The organism is Methanohalobium sp., assembly GCF_018609725.1.
Taxonomy (GTDB): domain Archaea; phylum Halobacteriota; class Methanosarcinia; order Methanosarcinales; family Methanosarcinaceae; genus Methanohalobium.
On record NZ_JAHENT010000032.1, the window covers coordinates 1 to 3,773 of the forward strand.

Genomic DNA, 3,773 nt, shown 5'->3' on the forward strand with positions numbered 1-3,773 from the left:
AAGTCTTTTGCTCAGGCAATGGAAGAAAATTTTAATGATGCACTTACAAGTGCTATTACTCGTGCGTTTAAACGCAGGGTTTTGATGGAAAATTTAGAACCATGGATAGAAGATTTAACATCAGCAGCAGAAGGAGGTTTTACAGAAGACGAAATTGAAGATTTAAGAAAATCTTTAAAAGATTTAATGGGTGATCTTGAAGGCCAATGGAAAGAATACCAGAGCCTTTTGGAGGAAGTAGGTTTAGGTGGCGAAGAACAGCAACAATCCATGAAAGGAGCAATCAAGGGAGTAACTGAAGAAACAGCCGGGCTACTTGCCGGAAGAATGCACTCAATCCAAATGCACGTAGCGGAGCATGTAGAAATTGCAAATTTAAGTTTACAAACCTTACGAAATATAGAATCAAATACGTTGTATAATAAGAAACTGTATAATTACATCAAGGAGAACGAACTGGATGTAAGAGCAGTTGGCGGATAAAATTTTGAGTTATGGATGTAACAATAGATCAAAAAAATTTAAGAAACGATTTCGGCATTGCCGTTGTTGACCACAGCGGTAAGTTTACAATCAACAGCCGAAAAGGAACGACCTCGTTTTCGTTTCCAGACGAACACGGTGAAATACCTTTCGTTGATTCGGAAGATATTAGGTTTGAACCTAACGAAATTCAGTTAACCTGCGTTTTAGTTGCTAAAAGCAAAGATGATTTCAATAAAAATTATTGGAATTTTAAACAGTTGTTGGAAAAATCCGGGTTAAGACAATTAAAAATGTCACAGGTTGACGGCACTATCCATGAAGTATATATTAAGGATGGAGCGAGAATTAATATACGTGGTAAATGGAAGAATGGGCAAATTGTATCAACCGAATTCAACTTGCCTTTTGTTGAGCCGGATCCACTTGCAGCAGCTATATCATTCACAACGAGCGAGACTGCTACATTTACAGCCACCATTGGCACAATTGATAAGAAAACTATCGTAGACTGGGGCGATGGAGTAGTCGAAACAAAAGACACAACCAGCCAGTTAACTTTTTCTCATGACTACGCAGGAGTTTCAGGGGATAAGCAGTTAGACTTAACTTTCAAGCAAGGGTTAAAAGATGTAACCTATCTTGATGTAAGTGGCCAAGCTTTGAGCGGTTATCTAAGTGAAGTAGAGAACATGAAGTCTCTCCAAACTCTACATGGATACAGTACCTCGATACAAGGTGATTTGGCAGCTATTAAGGAATTAACAGCATTGTCAGACTGTCAGTTGTATAGTACCAATTTGGGTACGTATTCGGCTTCTAAACTTCCGGGTAGTGATTGGGATAACATTAACATTGACATAAACAGTTGTGTTGACATAGACAATCAGGAAGCATCACAATTACTGATTGATCTTGACGATAGTTACCAAAGAACGATTCCTTCGGGTGGAACACTTGATATAAGTGGTTGTAACGGAGGAACGCTTGCTTACGCTGACCTTACAGCAGACGGTCAGGCAGCTTATGATGATTTAACGAATAATTATGGTTGGACAATAACAACAGACTAATATGGAACAAAGATTAATTGCATTAATAATTTCGGTTTCCATATTCGTACTTTACAAGAACTACTGCTTGTCTAAAGTAGGAATGACGGTTAGTTATTCAAAGACGTTTTACAGGTTAAAGCGGAAGTATCTTTATACCTTGTTTATGGTGGCTTTTGCTATTCCCATGAGTATAGCCGGGGATACCCCTTTAATGTTTTGGGCATCAGCCGCAATGGTTTTAACCGGGGTCGCGGCTGACATTAAACGAAGTGAAACAACCTATTGGCTACACATCGTTGGTGCAAATGCAGGAATAGCGATTGCAATGCTTTCAATAGTAAAAGACTATGGCAATTGGGTATTGCCCGGTTTGTTTGTAGCATTTTTGATTTATGCTTTGGTTAGGGAAATAAGGTACAGAACACTATATATAGAAGAAGCAGCTCTTTATATTTCTGCTTTCAGTATATTGCTTGATATATGGAACTAACGATATACAAAAAAGACGGATCAGAACGCAAAACAGTAAACATAGACGAGCGTTCTACCGAAGTAAGGAAATTCAAAAGCGAAGATTTTGTTAACCTTATATTCGACCTTACTGAATATGTAGATTTCCAAATAGGTGACTATATTGATATTAACGGGGCAAATTATACTTTAAATCAGCTTCCTAAAGTCATTAAACAATCCACTACTGATTATGAATATACCTGCTGGTTTGAGTCACCGATGTATGATTTGATTGGTGTAATTTACAAAGGAACTGACGGAAAGATTGACCATTATTTGAGTGGAACCGTCTCTGACTTTGTTGGTTTAATTGTTGATAATCTGAATGATGTTTATGGTAGTGGCACATGGTCAAGTGATGTAAGTATAACTGAATCTGGTGAATACCGGAACTTGCATTTTAAAGCAAACAATTGCTTACAGGTAATCCAGAAAGTATGTAAGCAGTATAATATAGATTTTAGAATAGACAACGTCAACAAAACGATTATTGTTCGGGATGAAATAGGTGTAGATACCGGTATAACTTTAGAATATGGTTCCGGTGGTGGATTGTATGAAATTACACGGCAACGGGTTGACAGCCAAAATTTAATTACACGCCTGTACGCCCGTGGGTCAGATAAAAACCTAACCTATGAATACGAAAGCAATGAAGGCCGTTTAAAACTACCTGACATTGATGGAGACGGGAGCAAAGATGACTACATTGAAAGCAATACCGGCACTTACGGAGTAATAGAAAAATCTCTGATTTTTGAAAATGTTTATCCGCATTATAAAGGAAATGTAACTGATATAGATACTTCTGAACCAACCATTTTCTATGATACGAATATAGATTTTGACCTAAATGACTATCTTATTTCCGGGATGTCGCCTAAGATTCATTTCAATACAGGCGATCTTGCCGGTTATGAATTTAAGGTAGCATACGATCATTCAAGTAATAAATTTACTTTGTCTAAATTTACAACCGATCAAGGTTTAGAACTTCCAAACGATACATTAAAACCTTCTGATGCAGATGGAGGCGATGAATATGTTATCCTTAATATTCAGATGCCGGATAGTTACATTTCAGATGCCGAAACTGAATTAAAAAACAAAGCACAGGATTATTTAGATAAAAATGACACTCCACGAGTGCAATATAATGTAGCAATAACTCCTTATGAATTTGAAGATAACCCTTATGATTTAGCAGTAGGCGATAAAGTAACCATTGATGATCCCCAATTTGGCACGAAAACAGTAAGAATAACCAAGCGGACGAAAACTTTAATTGAAAATGCAGCAGCCGGTTATGATATTTCTATTGAAACATCAGATATAGAAGGCGATCCTGTTTCATTGACTAAAGTATATCAAAATCAGCAAAGAATAGCTAATGAAATACTCCATATAACCAAAAAATACGAATATCAAGAATATAGCATTTCCGGTACAGAGGAAAACGAGTTTAGAATAGGTGACGGTGGAGATGGAGATAAAAAGTTAGTATTTGACGATGGAACAGACAGAATTTTAGAATGGCAGGACGGGAATGCAAGGTTTAATTTTAGTGAGCCTTTGGCCGAACAAGGAAGCAGAGTATACTCACCGAACAATATTCCAACCTTAGACACAGTGGCAACTTCAGGGAATACAACAGATCAAACTGTAAAAATAAGAGGTAATAATAATACACCATCTGGAACTGGTATTGAATTATTTTATGAT

At 37.0% G+C, this 3,773-nt stretch carries 4 protein-coding genes; all 4 read left to right on the plus strand.

Going from position 1 to position 3,773, the window contains the following annotated elements; translation table 11 throughout:
* Nucleotides 1-483, plus strand: a 483-nt coding sequence (locus tag QZ276_RS01760) for a hypothetical protein (protein ID WP_292484736.1), incomplete at its 5' end; no start/stop codon positions are given.
* A gap of 293 nt (nt 484-776) precedes the next feature.
* The gene (locus QZ276_RS01765; protein ID WP_292484737.1) at nt 777-1,556 is read left to right on the plus strand and encodes a hypothetical protein; all 780 of its coding nucleotides are present in this window, start codon (nt 777-779) and stop codon (nt 1,554-1,556) included.
* Between the two features lie 166 nt (nt 1,557-1,722).
* Nucleotides 1,723-2,028, plus strand: a complete 306-nt coding sequence (locus tag QZ276_RS01770) for a hypothetical protein (protein WP_292484739.1) — start codon at nt 1,723-1,725, stop codon at nt 2,026-2,028.
* On the plus strand, nt 2,019-3,773 hold a 1,755-nt coding region (locus QZ276_RS01775), incomplete at its 3' end, for a phage tail protein (protein ID WP_292484741.1). The genes QZ276_RS01770 and QZ276_RS01775, both read left to right, overlap by 10 nt.